Source organism: Agromyces molybdatiresistens, assembly GCF_052748445.2.
This window is the reverse complement of record NZ_CM188258.1, coordinates 128289-148959: the sequence shown is the minus strand read 5'-3', so window position 1 is coordinate 148959 and position 20671 is coordinate 128289. Positions and strand designations below refer to the sequence as shown.

Below are 20671 nucleotides of genomic sequence, written 5' to 3'. Positions count from 1 at the left end.
GCTCAGCCCACCGCGAGCGTCCAGTCCTCCGTCGAGCGGACGGTGACGACCGACGGCCCGGCGGCGAGCGGAACGCTGCCGTCGTAGGCACCCGTCACGTCGATGAGCGCGGCGCCGCCGAAGGCCTGCTGCGACTGCTGCGCCACGACGAACGGGTCCTCGGCGTCGTCGCCCGTGTGCGTCGCCGCGAGCGTCGCGGCGTCGCCGCCGTAGAGGTACACGGCGTCGTCCTCGCCGTTCGCCGCGTTCGGCAGCTCGGATGCCGCGGACATCGGCTCGATGGAGAGCGTCCACGCACCGCTCGCCGTCACCCGCACGCTGCGCGCCGACGAGGCATCGGCCACGCCCCACGCGGTCGTGCCCTCGTAGTCGTCGGTCGTGTCGACGAGCGGGTCGCCGGAAGGCTGGTTCGACGCGTCGAGCAGCGTGATCGTGAACGCGGTGTCGTCGTCTCCGTCGAACGTCGCCGTGACGATGCCGCCGGCCGCGCCGTCCGGGATCGCCACGACGTCGTCGCCGCTGCCGCTCGCATCGACCTTCGTGAACGTGCCCCACGCCTCGTCGGCCCACTGCTGGACGGTCGGGGTCGGCGTCTCGGTGGGCGTCGGGGTCGGCGTCTCGCTCGCCGACGCCGACGGCGAGGGCGAGGGCGAGGGCGAGGCCGTCGGCGCCGTACCGCCGGTGCCGAGCGCCCCCGTGCCGTAGAGCACCGCCATGATGATGGCGAGCACCAGTGCGGCGCCCGAGACCACGGTGCCGGCGGTCGCGAGGCCCTTCCGGCGATCCGACCGCGTGAGGCCCACGATGCCGAGCACGAGGCCGATCGCCGCGAGCACGGCGGCCGCGATCCACGCCCACTCCCACGCGAGCGCGACCAGGGCGAACACGGCCGCCACGATGCCGACGACGAGCGCGGCGATGCCGAGGCCGTTGCGCGTCGGCCGCCCGTCGTCGGGTGCGGCGCCGGCCGCATCGCCTGGGGCGTCGCCCGGGGCGTCGAACACCTCGGTGCGGTCGTCGTCGGGCGGGTTCGGTCCGGGTGCGTTCGTCATCATTCCCCCCGTGGATGTCGGACGTGCGCTCCCGCGCCATGATGGCAGGCGGCACCGGGAGCGGCAACGATTCCGTCGCGCGTCGGACCGGCCCGTGTCGGTGCCGCCCGATCCCGTCGCCGCGCGTCAGCGCGCCCGCGGCAGCGTCAGCGCGAGCACGGCGCCGCCGTCCGGCGCGTTCGCCGCCGAGGCGTCCCCGCCGTGCGCGCGGGCGATGCCGCGCACGATCGCGAGCCCGAGGCCGGCGCCGCCCGTCATGTCGAGGCGATGCGGCGAGCGCGCCGCCGAGCCGCGCCATCCGGCCTCGAAGGCGTGCGCGAGGTCGTCGTCGGCGAAGCCCGGCCCGCTGTCGGCGACCGACAGCCGCACGGCGTCGCCCTCGCCGTCGACCGTCACCTCGATGCGTCCGCCCGCCGGCGTGTGCTGCAGCGCGTTGGCGAGCAGGTTCGCGACCGCGCGTCCGAGCTGCAGCGGATCGCCCTCGACGGTGGTCGACGCCTCGGGCTCGACGACGAGGTCGAGGCGGACGCCGGCGCCGTCGGCGAGCCCGCGCAGTTCCGCGACGGCGTCGCTCGCGACATCCGCGAGCGCCAGCCGGTCGGTCCGCAGTCGGAGGGTGCCCGCGTCGATCTGCGACACCGCGAAGAGGTCGGCGACGAGCGCGTCGAGCCGGTCGACCTGCGAGCCGATGCGCGCGAGGTAGCGGTCGGGGTCGGGTGCGAGTCCGTCCTGCAGTGCCTCGGCCTGCGCGCGGATGCCCGCGAGCGGCACCCGCAGGTCGTGCGCGACGCGCGTGACGAGCTCACGGCGGGCCTGCTCCTGGCGTTCGACCTCATCGCGCGCGGCGCGGATGCGGGTGTCGGATGCCGCGAGCTCGTCGAGCACCGCGCGGAACTCGCCGATCGGCAGCGGGCGCGATTCGACCGGGACGCCGCGGCCCAGGTCCTCCGCGGCCGACCGCAGCACGCGCGCGGCGCGCGCGATCTCCGCCCCGAGGATCGACGCGGTGAGGATCGCGACCGCGCCGCTCGTGACCGCGATCGCGAGCGCGATCTGCGCGTCGTGGTCGGAGAGGTACATCGCCTGCGTCGCGACGAGGACGCCGCCCACCACGGAGGCCACGGCCGCCACGACCACGGTCACGAGGTGCACCACGATCGGCGCCCACGCGAAGCGACGGAGCAGCAGCCAGGCCGCCAGGCCCACGCCCGCGGCGATCGCGGCCGACACGGCGACGACGAGGAGGAGGTCGGTGCCGCTCACGGCGTCGCCTCCCCGCCCGAGGCGCCAGGGTCATCCGCACCGGCCGGCCCGCCGGACGCCCCGGCCGCGCCCGGATCGTCGAACCGGTAGCCGTAGCCCCACACCGTCACGAGCAGGCGCGGGTTCGCGGCATCCGCCTCGATCTTCTCGCGCAGCCGCCGCACGTGGACCGTCACCGTCGAGAGGTCGCCGTGGCTCCAGCCCCACACGCCCTGCAGGAGGTCCTCGCGCGAGAACACCGTGCCCGGCCGGCGCGCGAGGAACGCCAGCAGCTCGAACTCGCGCTGCGTGAGGGCGAGGCTCCGGCCGTCGAGCGAGACCGTGTGCGCGGCCGTGTCGATGCGGAGCGCCCCGCGCGAGATGACGGCCGCCTCCGACCCCGCGACCGCGGCGCCGGCCGCCTCGACGGCGAGCGCCCGGCGCAGCACCGACTGCACCCGCAGCGTCAGCTCGCGCGGCGAGAACGGCTTCGCGAGGTAGTCGTCGACGCCGGCCTCGAGGCCCGCGATGCGGTCGTCCTCGCCGCCGAGCGCGGTGAGCATGATGACCGGCACCTGCGACTGGGCGCGGATGCGACGGCACACCTCGATGCCGTCGACGCCCGGCAGCATCCGGTCGAGGACGACGAGGTCGGGTCGCTCGGCGGCGATGCGGTCGAGCGCGACGAACGCGTCGGCGGCGTCCTGCACGCGGAACCCCGCCGACTCGAGGTAGGCGCGGCACACCTCGAGCACGGTCGGGTCGTCGTCGACGAGCAGCACGAGCCGCCCGTCGAGCAGCAGGTCGACCTGGTCAGCCACCGATCACCTCCTCGAGGCGTGCGATGGGATCGTACAGCCCGGCGTCGAGGATCCACGTCTGGAGCGTCTTGTCGAAGCCGGTCACGACCACGACGCCGACGACGATGAAGATCACGCCGACGGTGCGGCGGAACCATCCGTCGGGGTTCGCGAGCCAGCCGAGCCGGCGCACGAGGCTCCGGCCGAGGAGCGCGATGAGGAGCAGCATGCCGGCGAGCCCGACCGCGTACGCGACGACGTAGAGCACGCCCTCGCCGAACGAGACCGGCAGCACCGCCGCGACGATGAGCGCATACGTCGGGCTGCAGCTCGAGAACACCGGGCCGAGCGCCGCACCGGTGAGGATGTCGCCGCCGACGCTCTGCCGACGGACCGACCGGTCGAGCATCTCGCCGCTGCGCGCGCCCCACCCGAGCGCGGTCGACACCCGCTCCCACAGCCGCGGGAACAGCATGTCGACGCCGAGCAGGATCACGATGCCGCCCGCGATGACCTGCCACACCTGCGGCGGGATGCCGAGCAGGGCGGTGGTCGCCTTGAGCAGCAGGGTGAAGAGCACGACGGATGCCGCGAGCGAGGCGGCGATCACGTACGGGCGGTACCGGGCGCGGCGCTCGTCGCCGTCGCGGACGATCGAGCCGCCCACGATCACGGGCAGCAGCGGCAGCACGCACGGGGCGGCGACGGTGAGGACGCCCGCGGCGAGCGCGAGGGAGAGCGAGGCGGTCATGACGCGGCCCGCCGCGTCACGGCATGGCGGCGACGAGCGACTCCACCGACGGGTCCTCGTAGAGCACGACGCTCGAGATCTCCTCGCCCGCGTCGTCGACGAACACGATCGTCGTCTGGATGGTCACGCCGTACTGCTGCCGCAGGTCGGTGCGCGAGTCGTAGTCGACCTTGAAGACGGTGAGCCCGTCGGGCGCCCCCTGCGCCTTCAGGTCCTCGTCGAGCGCCCGGCACTTCGGGCACCAGCTCGCGTGGAAGAAGAGCGCCTTCGGGCCGGCCGTCGCCTCGATCGCGCCGTCGGTGTAGTCGAGGTAGGCGCCCTCGGCGGGGGCCTCTGCCGCATCGGCGTCGGCCTGCTCCGCGTCGGCGGATGCCTCGGGCGTCGCGGCCGCGTCGGGCGTCGACTCCGGCGTGCTCGCCGCCGACCCCGGCGCGGGAGCATCGCTCTCGCCCGCGGTCCCGGTCGCGGCGCATCCCGTGAGCGCGAGTGCGGCGACGAGCAGCGCGGCGGCTCCGGTGGTTCGGACGGTCGGTGCAGGCATCGGGGGCATCCTCGTGTCGTTCGCGGGCGACGTCCGCCCGCTGCCTCCCACGCTAGGCCGGTCGAGGCCCCGCGGGTGGCCCGATGGGATTACGGAACCCTGACGAGCGCCCGATCGCACCCCGCGCGTCAGGCGCCGACGAGGCGCGCGGCCAGGTAGCCCTCGAGCTCCGCGAGCGGCACGCGCTCCTGGCCCATGGTGTCGCGGTCGCGCACGGTCACGGCGTCGTCGTCGAGCGAGTCGAAGTCGACCGTGATCGCGAACGGCGTGCCGATCTCGTCCTGGCGGCGGTAACGGCGGCCGATCGCGCCGGCGTCGTCGAAGTCGACGTTCCAGTTCCTGCGGAGCGTGGCCGCGACCTCGCGCGCGAGCGGCGAGAGCTTCTCGTTGCGCGAGAGCGGCAGCACGGCGGCCTTGACGGGCGCGAGGCGCGGGTCGAGCTTCAGCACCGTGCGGGTGTCGACGCCGCCCTTCGCGTTCGGCACCTCCTCGACGTGGTACGCGTCGACGAGGAACGCCATGAGCGAGCGCGTGAGACCCGCCGCCGGCTCGATGACGTAGGGCGTCCAGCGCTCGTTCTTCTGCTGGTCGAAGAACGAGAGGTCCTTGCCGGAGTGCTCGGAGTGCGTGGACAGGTCGAAGTCGGTGCGGTTCGCGACGCCCTCGAGCTCGCCCCACTCGCCGCCGGTGAAGCCGAACCGGTACTCGATGTCGACCGTGCGCTTGGAGTAGTGGCTGAGCTTGTCCTTCGGGTGCTCGAACAGCCGCAGGTTCTCGGGGTCGATGCCGAGGTCGACGTACCACTGGTACCGCTGGTCGATCCAGTACTGGTGCCATTCCTCGTCGGTGCCTGGCTCGACGAAGAACTCCATCTCCATCTGCTCGAACTCGCGCGTGCGGAAGATGAAGTTGCCGGGGGTGATCTCGTTGCGGAACGACTTGCCGATCTGGCCGATGCCGAACGGCGGCTTCATGCGCGCGGCCTGGAGCACGTTGGCGAAGTTCACGAAGATGCCCTGCGCGGTCTCGGGGCGCAGGTAGTGCAGGCCGGACTCGTCCTCGATCACGCCGAGGTAGGTCTTCAGCAGACCCGAGAACGCGCGCGGCTCGGTCCACTGGCCGCGGGTGCCGCAGTTGGGGCACGCGATGTCGAGGAGCCCGTTCTCGGGCTCGCGACCCTTCTTCTCCTCGAACGCCTCGACGAGGTGGTCCTCGCGGTAGCGCTTGTGGCAGTGCAGGCACTCGACGAGCGGGTCGGTGAAGACCTCGACGTGACCCGACGCCTCCCACACCTGCTTGGGCAGGATGACGCTCGAGTCGAGGCCGACGACGTCGTCGCGGCCCTGCACCATCGTGCGCCACCACTGGCGCTTGATGTTCTCCTTCAGCTCGACGCCGAGGGGGCCGTAGTCCCACGCGGACCGGGATCCGCCGTAGATCTCACCCGCCTGGAAGACGAAGCCCCGGTGCTGGGCGAGCGTGATGACGGAATCGAGACGGGTGGGTGCGGCCACGGTGGCTCCAATGGTCCAGGAAGGGAATCGGGCGAGTCGCCCGCGAAGTCGCTGTCCATCCTACGAAATTCGAGGGGCGACGGATGCCGCGGCTTCGCGCCGCACGGAGCGGGCGACCGGCCGCGGTCGGCACCTCGGTGTACAACGGCTCGTGAAGCGGTCGGCCCGGGCCGCGACCGGCACCGCCGACCCGGACGGAGGGAGCGACGCATGGGTCTCACCCGACGCGTGTTCCTGACCGGTGTCGCCGTCGTGGGCGTGCTCGCCGTGGGCCGCGTCGTGGCCGACCAGCAGGAGGCCGCCGAGGAGGAGGCCGCGGTCGAGGAGTTCCCGGCGCCCGAGTTGGCGCGCGTCGCCGTCCCCGCCGGCGCGCTCACCGAGCTGCCCTCCGACGCGGGGCCGGTCATGGCCTGGACGGTCGACGACGGCACCGACTCCTCCGTGGTCGGCGCCTACACCGCGTTCGCCGCGGCCCGCGGCATCCGCCTCACCTACTTCGTCAACGGCACCTACCCGTCGTGGGACGAGAACGCGGACGCCATCCGCCCGCTCGTCGAGCGCGGCCAGATCCAGCTCGCGAACCACACGTGGTCGCATCCCGACCTCACGACGCTGAGCGACGCCGAGATCCAGTGGCAGCTCCAGCACAACCACGACTACCTGCAGACGGTCTACGGTGTCGACGCGCGCCCGTTCTTCCGTCCGCCGTACGGCCTGCACGACGCGCGCGTGGATGCCGCGGCGGCGGAGGTCGGCTACACGGTGCCGACGCTCTGGTACGGCTCGCTCGGCGACTCGGGCGCCATCCCGGAGCAGCAGATCGTCGACCTCGCCGACGAGTGGTTCGCGGCCGGGCGCATCGTCATCGGGCACCTCAACCACGATCCGGTGACCCGCGTCTTCCCGCGCCTCGAGCAGTTCCTCGACGAGCGCGGCCTGCAGACCGTCACGCTGAACGACGTGTTCACGTCGGAGCAGCACCCGTGAGTCCGGCCGGGATCGGCGACGACGGATGACGCGGGGTCAGCCCTGACGGAGCGACTCCGGTCCGATCCCGCCGACGGTCCGGTGGCCGGCGAGCGCCATCGTGAGGTCGAACTCGGCGAGGTGGTTGCGCACCACCTCGCGCAGGCCCGCCTCGCCGGCGACCGCGAGCCCGTAGGCGTAGGGGCGCCCGATGCCGACGGCGGTGGCGCCGAGGGCGAGGGCGATCACGGCGTCGGCGCCGCCCCGCACGCCGCTGTCAAGGATGATCGGCACGCGGCCGGCGACGCGTTCGGCGATCGCGGGCAGTGCGTCGAGCGCGGCGACGGCGGCGTCGACCTGCCGACCGCCGTGGTTGGAGATCCAGAGGCCGTCGACACCGTGGTCGAGGGCGTGCTCGGCGTCATCCGGGTGCAGGACGCCCTTCAGGATCACGGGCAGGCTCGTCCACTCCCTGAGCCGGGCGAGGTCGGGCCAGGTGAGCGCCGGCTGCGCGAACACGTCGAGGAAGGTCTCGATCGCGGCGCGCGGAAGGGGCGAACGCAGCGCGTCCCGCACGCCGCCGTCGACGAGCGGGCTCCGGGCGCCGGAGCGGGCGATCGAGAGGGCCGAGCGCAGCAGTGCGGGGGTGACCTTCGGCCGCGGACCGCCTCCGCCGCCCCGCGCGACGCGCTCGCGCACGAGCTCGGCGAACACCGGGTCGCTCGTGTACTGCGCGATGCCCTGCCCGCGGGTGAAGGGCAGGAACCCGAGGTCCAGGTCACGCGTGCGCCAGCCGAGCAGATGGGTGTCGAGCGTCACGACGATCGCCTCGCAACCCGACGCCTCGGCACGACGCACGAACGATGCGTTCAGCTCGTCCGATGCGCTCCAGTACAGCTGGAACCACCGGGCGCCCTCCCCCATCGCCGCGGCGACGTCCTCCATCGGGCGCGAGCCCTGGTTGGAGAGCACGTACGGCACGCCGAGCGCGGCTGCCGCCCGGCCGACCGCGACGTCGGCGTCCCGGTGCGCGAGCTCGAGGACGCCGATGGGCGAGAGCACGAACGGGCTCGGCCGCCGCCGACCGAGGAGCTCGATCGAGAGGTCGCGCTCGGCGACGTCGCGGAGGATGCGCGGCCACACCGCCCGGCTCGCGAACGCGGCGCGGTTCGCGGCCATCGTGCGCTCCGCTCCCGCGCCGCCCGCGAGGTAGGCGAACGCCTCGGCGGACAGCGCCTTCGCCGCGGCCCGCTCGAGCGCATCCGGGTCGACGGGAACCTGCGGCCGCTCACCCGAGAGCCCTGCCCGGTACACCTCGGACTGCACCGATCGCGCGAATCCGCGGTTCGCCTCGGCCATCGCATCGCTCCTTCGCGTCGGGACCCGACGAGCGTAGCGGGTCCGCGCATAGGCTGAACGGATGCCGCTGCCCGACCTGCACGTCGCCGCCATCGCGCTCGTGCGCGACCGCCGGGTGCTGATGGTCACGGCGCGCGGCCGGGACGTGCACTACATGCCCGGCGGCAAGCTCGACCGCGGCGAGACACCGGCCGAGGCCGCCGCGCGGGAGGCGCTCGAGGAGGTCGGGCTCGTGCTCGACCCGACGCTGCTCGTCGAGGCCTTCACGGTCCGCGAGCTCGCGCACGGGCAGGAGGAGGGGCGCTTCGTTCGCATGCACGTCTTCCTCGCCGAGACGGATGCCGCGCCGATCGCCTCGGGCGAGGTCGGCGCGCTGCACTGGGTCGGCACGGCCGATGCGGACCGCTGCCCGCCCGCGGGCCGTGACGTGCTGCGGCGGCTCGCGGCATCCGGTCTCATCGACTGAGCGCCGCTCGGTCCCGGCATCGCGAACACCGCGATCCCGGGTGCGCGCGGCGTTGCATCGGGCATGATCGGAACGGACGGGAGGGGTGCGGATGTCGCGGACGCGCGAGTTCCGCCGCGGCGACGCGGTGACGGTGATCACCGAGTCGGGCGCGGGGCGGCCCACCTACGTGCTCGTGCACGGCATCGGCATGGGCCACCGCTACTGGTCCGACCTCGCCGACGCGCTCGCCCGCGACGGACGCGTGCTCGCCCTCGACCTCCCCGGGTTCGGCGACGCGCCCGAGCCGCGTGAGACGCAGACGATCAGCGAGTCGGGCGCGCACCTCGCCGAACTCCTCGAGGCGGAGTGCGGCGGCGAACCCGCCGTGCTCGTCGGGCACTCGATGGGCACGCAGGTCGTCGCCGAGGCCGCGGCGCAGCGGCCCGACCTCGTGGCATCCGTCGTGCTCATCGCCCCGACGGTGAACCCGCGCGAGCGCTCCGCCTTCATGCAGGGCGCCCGGCTCCTCGAGGACCCGTCGCTCGCACGCCCGAAGGTCGTCGCGCTCGGCATCCGCTCGTACCTGCAGGCGGGGCCGCGCTGGTACTTCCGGAAGCTGCGCCGCATGCTCGACCACCGCATCGAGCTGGTGCTGCCGGAGATCGCCGCCCCGACGCTGGTCGTCCGCGGCGAGCACGACCGGCTCGCGCCGCGAGGGTGGGCCGAGCAGGTGGCGCGGATGGTGCAGCGCGGCCGCTACGTCGAGGTCGCCGACCGCGGCCACGAGACCATGGTCACCGCCGGCGAGCGCGTCGCCGAGCTCGTCGAGCGCCACGCGCGGGGCGAGCACGTCGGGCACGAGGTCGAGCGCGTGTCGGAGCCCCAGGAGCTCTCCGCGCTCGCGCGGGGCTGGTGGTGGGCGCGCGACTACGTGTACGCCGGGGTGCGGCAGCTCGCGATCGTGGTCGAGGGGTGGAGCCCGCCGGCGCGGTGGCGTCGCGGCCGGGAGGACCGGCCGGAACTGCTGCTCCTCCCGGGAATCTACGAGCACTGGTCGTTCATGCGGCCGCTCGGCGACTCCTTGAACGGCGCGGGCTACCGGGTGCGGGTGGTGCACGGCATGGGAACCAACCGGCGCGGCATCGCTGACACCGCGACTCGGCTCGGCCGCGCGATCGAGAAGCGGCCGGCGCCGACGGCCGGTCGGGTGATCGTGGCCCACAGCAAGGGGGGCCTGGTCGCCAAGCAGTTGCTGGTGTCCGGGGCGGATGCCGCGGGCGCGACGTCGGACGGCGCCCGCGGCCCGCACGCCATCCGCGGACTCGTCGCGATCGCGACCCCGTTCGCAGGATCGCGCATGGCCCGGCTCATCCTCGACCCGAGCGTGCGCGCCCTCCTTCCGAGCGACGAGACCATCGTGCTGCTCGGGCGCGCGGCATCCGTCAACGCACGCATCGTCTCGGTCTTCGGCCGATTCGATCCGCACATCCCGGACGGGAGCATGCTCGAGGGCGCCACCAACATCCGCGTCCCGGTCAGCGGGCACTTCCTGCTGCTCGGCGCGCCCGAGACGCACCGAGCGGTGCTCGAGGGCGTCGAGCACCTCACCGGCGAACGCTCGGGCACCGCGGTCTCCCGCTGACCGGCGCGTGGACCGCGGCGGTCGGCGCGCGTCAGCCGTGCGCGCCGTGCGCGTCGGGCTGGCCCGCCTGCATGGGACCGATCCGGAACGGCCGCATCATCTCGTTGTCCTCGTGCTCGACGATGTGGCAGTGCCAGACGAACTGGCCGGGGCTCGCGAACGTGGCCCTGACGCGAGTGATCTCGCCGGGGTAGGCGATCACCGTGTCCTTGAACCCGGTCTCCCACGGTTCCGCCTGCCTCACGTTCCCATCGGGCTGCACGGGCTGGGCGACCTCGTCGCCGTCGAGCACCAGGCCCTCCCGGTTCACCACCTGGAACACGACCTCGTGCACGTGCATCGGGTGGGCGTCACCGGTCGTGTTGACGAACTCCCACACCTCGGTCGCGCCGACCTCGGGGTTCTCGGTCACCTCCTCGGCCCAGGTGCGCTCGATCCAGACACCGTCCTGGATGTCGCCGAGGAGCGCCTCGACCGGCCCCTCGACGGGTTCGCCGGCCGCGTCGACGCCCATGCCCATCTTCTCGATGAGCGCGAGCGGCCGGACGACCGATTCGGCCGGAAGCGGCACGATCGGCGGCAGCACGAGGTGCTGCGGCGGCGTCGTCGCGTCGGGGCCCGCCGACGGCTCGACGACGAACGCCATGACCTGCCCGGTCGAGGCCGGGTCGGCCTGGTCGAAGTCCTCGTCGGGCTCGCCGCCGCCGAAGGGCTCGTCGGGCCCGACGTTGGCCAGCACATGCGTGCCGAGCGGCACGTTCGTGAAGTCGACGATGACGTCGGCGCGCTCGGCGAGTCCCAGCAGCATCCGGTTGCCGTGGTTCGCCGTCAGGTTCACGGGTGCCGCGAGGAAGCCGCCCTCGTTGCCGATCTGCCAGGCCTCGACCCCCGGGATCCCGTTGAAGTCGAGGATCAGGAACCGGGACTGGCACCCGTTCAGGAACCGCAGGCGGTACCGGCGCTGCTGGACCCGGTGGAAGGGCCAGGTGTTGCCGTTGACCGTCAGCATGTTGCCGAAGAACTCCGGCTGCCAGATCGGCGAGAACTCGCCCGCGGGGATGTAGTCGCCGACGATCCCGTCGAAGAACTCCCGGGTGTCGGGGTAGAAGAGCGAGCCGTCGTCGTTGAACGAGCGGTCCTGCACGGCGATCGGGATCTCGAGGTAGGTCTTGTTCGAGGGGAACTTGTCGCCCTCGCGCGGCGCGGGCGACGGCAGGATCGCGATCGATCCGTCCCGACCGTCGAGCACGGCCTTCTCACCGTCGGGCCCGCCACGCACGATGAAGAACCCCGCCGGTCCGGCGTAGACGTTGAGGCGCGTCATCCCGAGCGCGTGGTCGTGATACCAGAGCGTCGACTCGCGCTGGTCGTTCGGGTACTCGGAGACGGAGTAGCCGGGCCCCCAGCTCGCGCCGAAGGAGGCGGCGGCCTTGGCGGCGAAGAAGTCGTACCACGTGCCCTCGGTCGCGTAGCCGGCGGGGATGTCGGCGGCGGCGGGCAGGAACCACGCCTCGGCGTAGCCGTCGCTCTCGTCGCCGACGCCGACGGCGCCGTGCAGGTGCGTGACGAGCGGGACGGGGCCCGTGTAGGGGCCGGGCGTCGTGTCCGTGAAGGTCGGTCGCATGTCGCGCCCGGCCGTGCCGCCGGGCGGGTTGGCCCAGTGCAGGGTCGGGTCGACCGGGAGCAGGTGCGGCAGGGCGTTCCCGTCGCCGTCGACGAGGTCGTTGATCCACTTCACCTGCACCGGGCGCCCCCACTGCGACTCGATCGTCAGCGACGGGGCGTTGTGGAGCAGCAGCCCGCGCCGGCTCTCCGAGGCGACCGCCCCGTAGCCCCAGACGGTCGTCATCGGCATGCCGGCGGGAAGGATCTGCTGCGCGAACTGCCGCACCGAGATCTCGTAGTAGTCCGCGGGCTTGCCGCCCTTCCGCTTGATCGTGCCCGCCCGGGGCATCACCGGCGGCACGAGCAGCGGCGTGACGAACTTGGGCACGTCGCCGGGCGGCAGCGTGCCCCCCGGGATCTCCGCGAGCGCCACGCGTTCGCCGCCGGGCAGGATCGCGTAGAGCATGAAGCCCGCGCCGGCCGCGGCTGCGATGAACGTTCGGCGGCTGATCGGCCGTCCCCTGCCTGCGTGCTCGGACATCGCCGTCTCCTCCACTCGCACGGTCGGGCCAGCCGTGTTCCACTGAGTATTCGTCAGTTTCTCGGCCGGCCCCGCGCGCGAACAGGGACTCAGGTCCCGCGGTGCCGATCCGCGGCGGGCCGATCCGCCGAGGGCGCCTCCGCCTCCGCCTGCGCCGCGGCGGCCGCACGGGACCGTCGCACCACCGGACCCGCCTCCGCGAGCTCCTCGGGCGTCGCCATCCGGAACGCGCCGGCCGGCGCCGCCTCGACCTCCTGCCGGCCCTGGCCGCGCGTGACGGAGAGCGACGCGCCGATCGCCACGGCGATGATGGCGGCGACGACCGCGAGCGAGAGGGTGGTCGGGATCTTGACCACGTCGAGCAGGGCCATCTTGACGCCCACCCAGACGAGCACCGCCGCGAGGCCGATCTTGAGGTAGCGGAAGCGGTGGATCAGGTCCGCGAGCAGGAAGTACATGGCCCGCAGCCCCAGGATGGCGAACGCATTCGCCGTGAACACCAGGAACGGCTCGGTCGTGACGGCGAAGATCGCCGGGATGGAGTCGACCGCGAAGACGACGTCGGTGACCTCGACCAGCACGAGCACGGCGAGCAGGGGCGTGGCGACCACGACGCCCGCCCGCCGGATGAGGAATCGCCGGCCGTGGTACGCGTCGGTCATCGGCACGAACCGTCGGAACAGCCGGAGCGTGCGCGAGCGCTCGGGATGGATGTGCTCGTTCCGCGTTCGGATCATCTGGATGCCCGTCACGATGAGGAACGCCGCGAACACGTAGAGGATCCACGAGAAGTTCTCGATCAGCGCGGCGCCCGCGGCGATGAAGACCCCGCGGAACACCAGTGCGCCGAGCACGCCGAGGAACAGCACGCGGTGCTGGTACTCGCGGGGCACGGCGAACGACGCGAAGATGATCGCCCACACGAAGACGTTGTCGACGGCGAGCGACTTCTCGATCAGGTAGCCGGCGAAGTACTGCTGACCGGCCTCGGCGCCCCAGGCGTTCCAGACGACGAGGCCGAACGTGATGCCCGAGAGCACCCAGACGATCGACCAGCCGAGCGCCTCGCGCACGCCGATGACGTGGGCGCGGCGGTGGGCGAACAGGTCGATCGCGAGCATGGCGATGATCGCCGCGAGCACGGCGAACCAGGCGTACAGGGGTACAGGGGTACGTCCAACGTCTCCTCCAGTTGTCGATGGCAACCGGAGGTCTCGTCCGAGCGTCGCACGGTGTCCGCCCCAAGCGCGGGGCCGTGCGGCCCGGGGGCGCCGGGGTCCGACGGCGGACCCGGAATGACGACGCACCCTGCGGGGACTACTCCCCTCCTGGAGATCAGGACAGCAGACGGATGGCGCGGCGCGCGACGCGCCGAGGCATCCTCACGCCGTTCTCGGGGCGTTCTCCCAGTTCTCCCGGTGCGAGCGGTCTGCGATGATCGACGCACGACCCCGCCTCGCCGTCGAGCCAAGGAGCGCCATGACCTCGAACCCTCCCGCCGCCACGTCGTCCCGCGCGCGCGAGTCGAAGGCGACCCTCTTCGGCACCGCGCTGATGCTCGTCATGGCCGGCCTCGTCATCGCGGCCGGCACGATCCTCGCCGTCGCCGCCGTCGTCCTCGGCGACACCGCGCTGCAGCTCCCCTAACCGGGCGTCGGCTCAGTAGAGGCCGAGCTCGCGACCGGTCTGCTCGACCTCGCGCATGCGAGCGGATGCCTCGGTGCCGAGCCGCTCGGCGCACTCGGCGATCACGGCCTCGACGATGGCCAGCACGGGCGTCATCGCGTCGAACGCCGCGGACGGGGACCCCGTCTCGCTGGGCAGCACGACGTCGGCCTCGCTCGCGATCGGCGAGAGCCAGGCGTCGGTGAAGAGGATCACGGATGCCCGGCGCTCGCGGGCGAGCGCGGCCAGCCGCTGCGTCGGCTCCTCGTACCGTCGGTAGTCGAAGAGCACGACGACGTCGCCTCGCCGGAGTCCGGAGACCGCCTCGATCCGGCCCGCATCGTGCTCGGGAAGCGCGGTGACCCCCGGACGGATGAGCTGGAGGTGCTGGGCGAGCAGCCGCGCGAGCAGCCCGCTGAAGCGGCCGCCCGCGACGAAGATGCGCGTCCTCCTCGTGCAGAGCAGGTCGACCGCGCGGTCGAACTCGCCGGGCACCAGCGCGTCGAAGGTGCGCTCCAGCGTGTCGCCCGTGATCGCGGCGGCGCGCCCGAGCCCGGAGACCGGCTCGGTGCCGGAGTCGGCGCGATGCCGGTCGTACAGGTCGATCGGCGAGGCCGAGCGCTCGTCGAGGTCGTCGCGGAGCGCCTGCTGGAAGTCGGGGAACCCCCGGTAGCCGAGCCGGTTGGCGAACCGGAGCACGGTGGGGCCGCTGACGCCGGCGCGGGCGGCGAGCTTCGCGACCGTCTCGAAGCCCGCCGACGGATACGACGAGAGCAGCACCCGCGCGACCTTGCGCTCGGCGGGGCTGCACTCGGCCATGCCCCGGCGGATCGCCTCCGCGACCGGCACCGGCGCCTCCCCAGCTGCCACGCTCTCCTCCTTCGCCGTGCTCACCGTATCGGTCCGCGCTCTGCGATCGCGACGACGAGTCCGGCGAGCAAGGCGACGCGCTCGGGCGCCGTCGCGAGGTCGAGCCATTCGTCGGCGCCGTGGTCGCCGCCGCCGACGGGCCCGAGCCCGTCGAGGGTCGGCACGCCGAGGGCGGCCACGAAGTTCGCGTCGGAAGCACCGCCCGTGGCGGCGACCTCGACGTCGAGCGCGAGCCCAGCACCGACGTCCCGTGCCAGGTCGGCGAGCGCGGCGGTGGCATGGCGCTCGAGCGGAGGGCAGACGTCGAGCCGCTCGACGGCGATGCGCGCGCCCTCCACGAACGGATGCCGCGCGCGCGCGTCGATCGCGTCGAGCGTGGCGAGCAGCTCGCCGATCCCGACCGACCTGACCTCGAGGTGCAGTTCCGCCCGCTCGGGCACGATGTTCGCGCGCGTCCCCGACGCCATCCGGCCCACGTTCACGGTGAGGCCCGGAACGGTCCCGCCGAGCGCCTGGAGGTCGAGCAGCAGCCGGGCCGCCTCGACGGCGGCGTTCACGCCGCGCTCGGGTTCGACGCCGGAGTGCGCCGCACGGCCGTGGACCGTGACGAGCACGTCGGCCACCCCCTTGCGCGCCCCCACGAGGTCGCCGTTCTCGCGCGCGCACTCGAGGCAGAGCGCGGCGTCCGCCCCGTCGACGATCCTCGCGAGGATCTCGCGGCTCGCGGGCGACCCGACCTCCTCGTCGGGGGTGAACGCGATCACGAGTTCGGCGAAGCCGGCGTACTCCACGTGGTCGAGCACGCGCGCCGCGGCGAGCGCTGCCGCGACGCCGGCGCCGTCGTCGCAGACGCCGGGACCCCGCGCGACGTCGCCGTCGATCCGGAAGGGCCGTTCGGCCGCCGTTCCCGCCGGGAAGACCGTGTCGAGGTGGGCGAACAGCACGATGCGCGCCGATCCTCGGCCGCGACGCCGGCCGACGACGACGGGACCGTATCGGTGCCCGGCCGTCTCCGGGGTCGGGACGACCTCCACGTCGAACCCGCCCTCCTGCAGCGCCCGTTCCGCCCAGGCGGCCACGCGCGACACGCCCTCGGCGTCGAGGGAGCCGGAGTCGATGCCGACGATGCGAGCGAGGTCGTCGCGGAACCCGGCGTCCGTCGCACGGGCCGCCTCGAGCAGCTCGGCCGGGGTGGGCGGGAATGCGACGGATGGTCCGCCGGCCGCCTCGGCGGTGGCGCGCGCCACTAGAGCACCTTCGACAGGAACGCGCGCGTGCGCTCCTCGCGCGGCGCGCCGAGGACCTGGGCGGGATCGCCGGCCTCGACGACCACCCCGCCGTCCATGAACACGGCCACGTCGCCGACCTCCCGCGCGAAGCCGATCTCGTGGGTCACGACGATCATCGTCATGCCGCTCTCGGCGAGGCCGCGCATGACGTCGAGCACGTCGCCCACCAGCTCCGGGTCGAGTGCGGAGGTCGGCTCGTCGAAGAGCATCACGTCGGGCTCCATGGCGAGGGCCCGGGCGATCGCGACGCGCTGCTGCTGGCCCCCCGAGAGCTGCGCCGGGTACGTGCCGGCCTTGTCGGCGAGCCCGACCTGCGCGAGCAGCCGCTCGGCGTGCGCCCTGGCATCCGCCCGCGACCGACGGGCGACCTGCACGGGCGCCTCGATCACGTTCTCGAGCGCGGTCATGTGCGGGAAGAGGTTGAAGCGCTGGAACACCATCCCGACCTTGCGGCGCTGCGCGGCGACCTCCTTCTCGCGGAGCTCGTGGAGCTTGCCGTTCCGCTCGCGGTAGCCGACCGTCTCGCCGTCGACGCGGATCATCCCGGCGTCGATCTGCTCGAGGTGGTTGATGCAGCGGAGGAACGTGGACTTGCCGGAGCCCGAGGGGCCGAGGAGGCACACGACCTGCCCGCGCTCGACGGACATGGTGATGCCCTTCAGCACCTCGAGGGTGCCGAAGCGCTTGTGCACCTCGACCGCCTCGACCATGGGGCGCTCCGCGGTCGCCGCGAGCGGCGCGGCCTGGGGGATGGTGGCGGTCATGACGCCGACTCCTTCTTCGCGCGGGGTGCGCGCCCGGTGCGGGCGGGCAGCGCGATGCTCTGCGTGAACGTCGACACGCGGGATCCGATGGTGGGCCGGGCGCCGTCGAAGCCGCGCCCGTAGCGGCGCTCGAGCCACATCTGCGGGATCGAGAGCAGGGACGTGAGCGCCAGGTACCAGATCGCCGCGACGATGAGGAGCGGGATGATCTTGTAGTTCTGCGTGTACGCCTCGCGGATGTTCGACATGAGGTCGTCGCCGGCGACGATGGCGACGAGCGACGTGCTCTTCAGCATCGTGATGGTCTCGTTGCCCATCGGCGGGATGATGACGCGCATCGCCTGCGGCAGGACGATGCGGCGGAGCGTCTTCGCGGGCGACATGCCGAGCGAGTGCGCCGCCTCGGTCTGGCCCGGATCGACCGACTGGATCCCGGCGCGGACGATCTCGGCGGCGTACGCCATCTCGTTGAGGCCGAGGGCGAGCAGCGCGGCGACCGTCGCGGGGATGAGGTCGCTCGTGGTGAACGACCAGAACTCGATCGACGTGAACGGCACCCCGACCACGATCTTCGGGATGAACGCGCCGATGAAGCCCCAGAAGATCAGCTGGAGCAGCAGGGGGGTGCCGCGGAACACCCAGATGAAGAGCCACGCGGCCACCGAGAGCACCGGATTGGCCGAGAGCCGCATGACCGCGATGACGATGCCGCCGAAGACGCCCATGACCATGGAGGCCGCGGTCAGCCACAGCGTGATGAGCACGCCGTTGATCGTGAGCGGCTTGAACAGGTACTCGGCGACCGTCGGCAGGTCGAGGTTCGGGTTCTGCAGGATCGACGCGATCGCGCCGATGCCGACCACGAGCACGATCGCCGCAGCGATCCAGCGCCCCGGATGCCGGACGGGAACGGCCTCGATCGGGCCCGGGCGGGCACCCGAGGGGCCGTGGAACCCCTCGGGTGCCGCCGTGGATGACGGCTGCGTTGCGGTCATGGGTGTGGTGCTTTCTGCTCGGAGCGTGCCCGAAGGGCTCACTTGGCGTCGGCGGCGCCGTTGATCGTGGCCTCGTCGATGCCGATGCCGGTGACGCCGTACTGGTCGAGGATCGCCTCGTAGGTGCCGTCGTCCATGAGCGACTGGAGCGCCGCCCGGATGGCCTCGGCGAGCTCCTCGTTCTCGGCGAGCACGCCGATGCCGTTGAGGGTGGCATCGTATCCGTTCGGCGCCGACGGGTCCTCGACGACCTCGAAGGTCGCGCCGTCGTTCGTCGTCTTGGCGACGTAGCCGGCGCTCGGCTTCGTGAGCAGCGAGGCGACGGCCTTGCCGCTCGTGATGGCGAGCTGCGCGTCGGCGTCGGAGGGGAACTCGGCGAGGGCGATCGGGTCGAGGCCCTCGGCCTCGCACTCGCCCTGCCAGACGTCGGTGACGAGGTCGACCTGGCTGGTCGCGGCCTGCACGGCGACGTCCTGCCCGCAGAGGTCGAGGTAGCCCTCGATGCCCTCGGGGTTGCCCGCGCTCGTGAGGATGCCGGTGCCCGACGCCGAGTAGTCCACGAAGGTCAGCACCTCCATGCGCTCGACGCTCGAGGTCATGGCGCTGATCGTGACGTCGAAGTTGCCGGCCTGGAGGGCGGGGATGATGCCGTCGAACGCCTGCTGCTCGAACGCGAAGTCGATGCCGAGCTTCGCGCCGATCGCGTGGCCGAGGTCGACGTCGACGCCGGTGAGCTCGTCGGACCCCTCCTCGAGGAACATCTCGAACGGCGCGTACGGCGCGTCGGTGGCGACCTTGACCGACCCGGCCTCGGCGATGTCGGCGGGGAGCAGTTCGGCGGCGGCCTCGTCCACGGCGATCTCGATGCCGGCGACCTCGACCGCGTCGCCCTCGGCGGCGGAGTCGGCCGACGAGGCGGCGGTGCTGCAGCCGGCGAGCACGGTGGCGCCGGCGAGTGCGGCGACGACGAGCGCCGTCCGGGTGGTGGTGGGAGCGAACATGTGCGAGCCCTTCTTGGTCACGACATCGGGAGCGGGTGGGACCGAGTATGTAACAGATGTTTCAGGAAAGCCAGAGATTTATCTATCTGTAACAATTCGGCGAGGCGCACGGCCGACATTGGACGACCGGCCCGGGGCCCTTCCGCGCGGTCGTATCGTGCGTTAGCATCCGGCACTAGTTGCACGCTCATGTAACGCACATTCCAAGGAGGCACCATGCGACGAATCCCCCTGTCGATCGCGGCCTGCACCACCGCCGCGCTCGCCCTGACCGTCACCCCGCCCGCCGCCGCGGCGCCCGGCTCCGCCGAGGTCGCGCCCGTTCCGCACGCCGTGCTCATCGGCGGGAACCTCGACGAGAACGCCGAGATCCTGCAGTCCATCGTCGATCTCGCCGACCCGGACGGCGCGGGGCCGGCCAAGGCTCGGATCGCGATCGTGACCGCGGCTGCGCGGACCGCTCGCACCGCGGCGCAGGCCGCCGACCCCTCGCTCAACAACGCCGCCGCCAACGGCCTCTACTACGCGGACCTGTTCCAGCAGTACGGCGCCGAGACCTACGCGGTGCCGGTCGACGCGGCCGTCGACTACCCCGGCGACGAGTACCGACCCGATCGCGCCGACGACCCGGCCGTCGTCGCCGAGCTCGCCGATGCGACCGGCGTGTTCTTCGGCGGCGGCGACCAGATGCGCTACGTCCGCACCCTCCAGGACTGCGAGCCGGTGCCGCTCGAGGCGTTCGAGTCGTGCGTCGACACGCCCGTGCTCTCCGCGCTGCGGACGGCCGCGGATCGCGGCGTCGTCGCGGGCGTGAGCGCCGGCCTCGCCATCCAGCAGGGCGCCGACATGGTGACCGGTGGCGAGTCCTACGAGGCGTGGCGCGACGGCGCCACGGCCGGGTACCTCGACGACCCGACGGAACTCGGCTACCTCCCGTCGGGCGGGTTCGGCTTCGTCGAGGGCGTGCAGATCGACAGCCACTTCACGACGTGGGGCCGCCAGGGCCGCGCGGTCAAGCTCGCCCTCGAGACCGGGCACGACCTGGTGCTCGGCGTGGACGAGACGACCGCCGTCGTCCTCGATCGGACGACCGGCGTCGGCCGGGTGATCGGCGAGCACGGCGCCTCCCTCCTCGACCTCGGCGCCGCGCGCGAGGCGGACGGCGGCGTGAGCGGCGTGAGCTGGAGCTACGCGACCGCGGGCGACACGGTCCACCTGCACCGCGGCCTCGCCCTCGCGGCGGACGGCTCGGCGGCCGTGCGGCCCACGGCGGGCCCGGTCGCCGAACGCTCCGACGTCTGGGACTCGCTCGACGGGGAGGGAGGCGTCTACACGCTGCGCGACCTCGCCCGAGAGACGGTCGCCTCGGGCGAGCGCAGCGGAAGCGGCACGAGCCTCGAGGACTCCCCGCAGTTCCGCACCGTGCTCACGCGGCTCCCGTCGACGCGCGCGTGGACCACTCCCGACGGCACCGTCTCGTTCGCGCGGCTCGACCTGCGCATCGAACTCGTGCCGACCGCCGACTGAGTCGGGCGCCCGGGGCGGCGGATGGCGCGGCGCGCCCTCCGCCGCCCTCGGCGTTCGCGGCTGCCTCCCAGCTCCATCAGTCACTGTTGCAGTCACTGC

General features: G+C 73.0%; 19 protein-coding genes. 5 read left to right on the top strand and 14 right to left on the bottom strand.

The annotated features are described in order from the left end of the window. Positions 1 to 2: 2 nt before the first annotated feature. From ACULK2_RS00680 to ACULK2_RS00655, 6 genes are all read right to left on the bottom strand, one after another. Positions 3 to 1052: a hypothetical protein gene (locus ACULK2_RS00680; RefSeq protein ID WP_445967653.1), complete on the bottom strand. Its 1050-nt coding sequence runs from the start codon at positions 1050 to 1052 to the stop codon at positions 3 to 5. A gap of 126 nt (positions 1053 to 1178) precedes the next feature. Further along, positions 1179 to 2315, bottom strand: a complete 1137-nt coding sequence (locus tag ACULK2_RS00675; RefSeq protein ID WP_445967654.1) for a sensor histidine kinase — start codon at positions 2313 to 2315, stop codon at positions 1179 to 1181. After that, positions 2312 to 3115: a response regulator gene (locus ACULK2_RS00670; protein WP_445967655.1), complete on the bottom strand. Its 804-nt coding sequence runs from the start codon at positions 3113 to 3115 to the stop codon at positions 2312 to 2314. Before ACULK2_RS00670 ends, ACULK2_RS00675 begins: the two co-directional genes overlap by 4 nt. Continuing rightward, on the bottom strand, positions 3108 to 3845 hold the full coding sequence (locus ACULK2_RS00665; RefSeq protein ID WP_445967656.1) for a cytochrome c biogenesis CcdA family protein: 738 nt from the start codon (positions 3843 to 3845) through the stop codon (positions 3108 to 3110). The genes ACULK2_RS00670 and ACULK2_RS00665 overlap by 8 nt, the downstream gene beginning before the upstream one ends. A gap of 16 nt (positions 3846 to 3861) precedes the next feature. Continuing rightward, positions 3862 to 4386, bottom strand: coding sequence for a thioredoxin family protein (locus ACULK2_RS00660; protein WP_445967657.1), 525 nt, complete (start codon positions 4384 to 4386; stop codon positions 3862 to 3864). A gap of 128 nt (positions 4387 to 4514) precedes the next feature. After that, positions 4515 to 5900 (bottom strand): glycine--tRNA ligase, encoded by a 1386-nt coding sequence (locus ACULK2_RS00655; protein ID WP_445967658.1) that lies wholly within the window; start codon positions 5898 to 5900, stop codon positions 4515 to 4517. Between the two features lie 210 nt (positions 5901 to 6110). Between ACULK2_RS00655 and ACULK2_RS00650 the strand changes: the two genes are divergently transcribed. Beyond that, positions 6111 to 6887 (top strand): polysaccharide deacetylase family protein, encoded by a 777-nt coding sequence (locus ACULK2_RS00650; protein WP_445967659.1) that lies wholly within the window; start codon positions 6111 to 6113, stop codon positions 6885 to 6887. 36 nt (positions 6888 to 6923) lie between these two features. On the opposite strand, the gene ACULK2_RS00645 is transcribed toward ACULK2_RS00650, so the two are convergent. Further along, the gene (locus ACULK2_RS00645) at positions 6924 to 8225 is read right to left on the bottom strand and encodes an alpha-hydroxy-acid oxidizing protein (protein WP_445967660.1); all 1302 of its coding nucleotides are present in this window, start codon (positions 8223 to 8225) and stop codon (positions 6924 to 6926) included. A gap of 61 nt (positions 8226 to 8286) precedes the next feature. Between ACULK2_RS00645 and ACULK2_RS00640 the strand changes: the two genes are divergently transcribed. Continuing rightward, positions 8287 to 8691: an NUDIX domain-containing protein gene (locus ACULK2_RS00640; RefSeq protein ID WP_445967661.1), complete on the top strand. Its 405-nt coding sequence runs from the start codon at positions 8287 to 8289 to the stop codon at positions 8689 to 8691. A gap of 91 nt (positions 8692 to 8782) precedes the next feature. Then, entirely contained in the window at positions 8783 to 10315 is a 1533-nt protein-coding gene (locus tag ACULK2_RS00635) for an alpha/beta hydrolase (protein ID WP_445967662.1), read from the top strand. A gap of 31 nt (positions 10316 to 10346) precedes the next feature. On the opposite strand, the gene ACULK2_RS00630 is transcribed toward ACULK2_RS00635, so the two are convergent. Together ACULK2_RS00630 and ACULK2_RS00625 are read right to left on the bottom strand one after the other, a co-directional pair. After that, the gene (locus tag ACULK2_RS00630) at positions 10347 to 12461 is read right to left on the bottom strand and encodes a multicopper oxidase family protein (protein WP_445967663.1); all 2115 of its coding nucleotides are present in this window, start codon (positions 12459 to 12461) and stop codon (positions 10347 to 10349) included. A gap of 89 nt (positions 12462 to 12550) precedes the next feature. Beyond that, complete coding sequence (locus ACULK2_RS00625; RefSeq protein WP_501045004.1) at positions 12551 to 13582, bottom strand: TerC/Alx family metal homeostasis membrane protein; 1032 nt, start codon at positions 13580 to 13582, stop codon at positions 12551 to 12553. A gap of 358 nt (positions 13583 to 13940) precedes the next feature. Here ACULK2_RS00625 and ACULK2_RS00620 point away from each other — a divergent pair, with 358 nt between their 5' ends. Further along, positions 13941 to 14108, top strand: a complete 168-nt coding sequence (locus ACULK2_RS00620; RefSeq protein ID WP_445967665.1) for a hypothetical protein — start codon at positions 13941 to 13943, stop codon at positions 14106 to 14108. A 12-nt stretch (positions 14109 to 14120) separates the two neighbouring features. Here the strand turns inward: ACULK2_RS00620 and ACULK2_RS00615 are convergent, their stop codons facing one another. The 5 genes from ACULK2_RS00615 to ACULK2_RS00595 are packed head-to-tail and all read right to left on the bottom strand — an operon-like array spanning position 14121 to position 19045. Continuing rightward, positions 14121 to 14996 (bottom strand): MurR/RpiR family transcriptional regulator, encoded by an 876-nt coding sequence (locus ACULK2_RS00615; RefSeq protein WP_445967666.1) that lies wholly within the window; start codon positions 14994 to 14996, stop codon positions 14121 to 14123. A 20-nt stretch (positions 14997 to 15016) separates the two neighbouring features. Beyond that, positions 15017 to 16243, bottom strand: coding sequence for a M20/M25/M40 family metallo-hydrolase (locus ACULK2_RS00610; protein ID WP_445967667.1), 1227 nt, complete (start codon positions 16241 to 16243; stop codon positions 15017 to 15019). Then, entirely contained in the window at positions 16243 to 17049 is an 807-nt protein-coding gene (locus ACULK2_RS00605) for an amino acid ABC transporter ATP-binding protein (protein WP_445967668.1), read from the bottom strand. The genes ACULK2_RS00610 and ACULK2_RS00605 overlap by 1 nt, the downstream gene beginning before the upstream one ends. After that, a complete protein-coding gene (locus ACULK2_RS00600) occupies positions 17046 to 18044 on the bottom strand; it encodes an amino acid ABC transporter permease (RefSeq protein WP_445967669.1) in 999 nt (332 codons plus the stop codon). The genes ACULK2_RS00605 and ACULK2_RS00600 overlap by 4 nt, the downstream gene beginning before the upstream one ends. A gap of 38 nt (positions 18045 to 18082) precedes the next feature. Then, positions 18083 to 19045 (bottom strand): ABC transporter substrate-binding protein, encoded by a 963-nt coding sequence (locus ACULK2_RS00595; RefSeq protein ID WP_445967670.1) that lies wholly within the window; start codon positions 19043 to 19045, stop codon positions 18083 to 18085. A gap of 216 nt (positions 19046 to 19261) precedes the next feature. On the opposite strand from ACULK2_RS00595, the gene ACULK2_RS00590 reads away from it, so the two are divergent. Next, positions 19262 to 20572, top strand: a complete 1311-nt coding sequence (locus ACULK2_RS00590; RefSeq protein ID WP_445967671.1) for a cyanophycinase — start codon at positions 19262 to 19264, stop codon at positions 20570 to 20572. Positions 20573 to 20671 lie beyond the last annotated feature (99 nt).

Excerpts from the sequence above, each read along its gene's own strand:
- ACULK2_RS00590 (WP_445967671.1), top strand. The coding sequence starts at position 19,262 with ATGCGACGAATCCCCCTGTCGATCGCGGCCTGCACCACCGCCGCGCTC.
- ACULK2_RS00620 (WP_445967665.1), top strand. The coding sequence starts at position 13,941 with ATGACCTCGAACCCTCCCGCCGCCACGTCGTCCCGCGCGCGCGAGTCG.
- ACULK2_RS00640 (WP_445967661.1), top strand. The coding sequence starts at position 8,287 with ATGCCGCTGCCCGACCTGCACGTCGCCGCCATCGCGCTCGTGCGCGAC.
- ACULK2_RS00600 (WP_445967669.1), bottom strand. The coding sequence starts at position 18,044 with ATGACCGCAACGCAGCCGTCATCCACGGCGGCACCCGAGGGGTTCCAC.
- ACULK2_RS00665 (WP_445967656.1), bottom strand. The coding sequence starts at position 3,845 with ATGACCGCCTCGCTCTCCCTCGCGCTCGCCGCGGGCGTCCTCACCGTC.
- ACULK2_RS00650 (WP_445967659.1), top strand. The coding sequence starts at position 6,111 with ATGGGTCTCACCCGACGCGTGTTCCTGACCGGTGTCGCCGTCGTGGGC.
- ACULK2_RS00635 (WP_445967662.1), top strand. The coding sequence starts at position 8,783 with ATGTCGCGGACGCGCGAGTTCCGCCGCGGCGACGCGGTGACGGTGATC.
- ACULK2_RS00605 (WP_445967668.1), bottom strand. The coding sequence starts at position 17,049 with ATGACCGCCACCATCCCCCAGGCCGCGCCGCTCGCGGCGACCGCGGAG.
- ACULK2_RS00660 (WP_445967657.1), bottom strand. The coding sequence starts at position 4,386 with ATGCCTGCACCGACCGTCCGAACCACCGGAGCCGCCGCGCTGCTCGTC.
- ACULK2_RS00625 (WP_501045004.1), bottom strand. The coding sequence starts at position 13,582 with ATGCTCGCGATCGACCTGTTCGCCCACCGCCGCGCCCACGTCATCGGC.
- ACULK2_RS00595 (WP_445967670.1), bottom strand. The coding sequence starts at position 19,045 with ATGTTCGCTCCCACCACCACCCGGACGGCGCTCGTCGTCGCCGCACTC.
- ACULK2_RS00680 (WP_445967653.1), bottom strand. The coding sequence starts at position 1,052 with ATGACGAACGCACCCGGACCGAACCCGCCCGACGACGACCGCACCGAG.
- ACULK2_RS00645 (WP_445967660.1), bottom strand. The coding sequence starts at position 8,225 with ATGGCCGAGGCGAACCGCGGATTCGCGCGATCGGTGCAGTCCGAGGTG.
- ACULK2_RS00630 (WP_445967663.1), bottom strand. The coding sequence starts at position 12,461 with ATGTCCGAGCACGCAGGCAGGGGACGGCCGATCAGCCGCCGAACGTTC.